Below are 836 nucleotides of genomic sequence, written 5' to 3'. Positions count from 1 at the left end.
CAAATCCGAACCGGCAAAGCCTCCAAAACCTCGATTCAAGTGCTTGATGGATTAGCGCTTAACGACAAAGTGGTGGTTGCTGGCGTTTCGCGACTCAGAGATGGAATGAAAGTGGAAGTGGTTAAGCAGGAGGCTGGTTTATGAGCGAGCAAAACAAAGTGCCTCAAAGTGATGATGATGTAACGGGCATTGCGGCTTATTTCATTCGAAATCGCGTGATTAGCTGGATGGTGTCTTTGATCTTCTTGATTGGTGGTATTGCTGCCTTCTTCGGGTTGGGACGTTTAGAAGATCCGGCCTTTACCATCAAAGATGCGATGGTAGTGACGTCATACCCAGGTGCGACGCCGCAACAAGTGGAAGAAGAAGTGACGTACCCGCTGGAAAAAGCCATCCAGCAACTGACTTACGTTGACGAAGTGAACTCCATTTCCAACCGTGGTTTATCTCAGATCACCGTGACGATGAAAAACAACTATGGTCCCGATGATTTACCACAAATTTGGGATGAATTGCGTCGAAAAGTGAACGACTTAAAAGTCACGTTACCACCGGGTGTTAATGAGCCTCAGGTTATTGATGACTTCGGTGATGTGTACGGCATCTTGTTGGCAGTGACAGGGGATGGCTACAGCTATAAAGAGTTGCTGGATTATGTCGACTACTTACGCCGTGAACTTGAACTGGTCGATGGCGTCAGCAAGGTTTCTGTCTCTGGTCAGCAGCAAGAGCAAGTCTTTATTGAAGTTTCGATGAAGAAGCTCAGCAGTATTGGTTTGTCGCCAAATACGGTTTTTAACTTGCTGTCCACGCAAAATATTGTGTCTGATGCTGGC

Annotated in this window: 1 protein-coding gene and 1 pseudogene; both read left to right on the top strand. The window is 46.8% G+C overall.

Annotation, left to right across the window (positions count from 1 at the left end):
- Window positions 1–144 (top strand): annotated as a pseudogene (locus R7044_RS24780) (efflux RND transporter periplasmic adaptor subunit); the annotation flags it as partial.
- A partial coding sequence (locus R7044_RS24775) for an efflux RND transporter permease subunit (protein WP_225455943.1) occupies window positions 141–836 on the top strand: 696 nt, incomplete at its 3' end. The pseudogene R7044_RS24780 and the gene R7044_RS24775, both read left to right, overlap by 4 nt.

It is taken from the genome of Vibrio sp. 1402, assembly GCF_033340275.1.
Note: the sequence above shows the minus strand (reverse complement) of the source record. Positions and strands in the feature narration are given on the sequence as shown.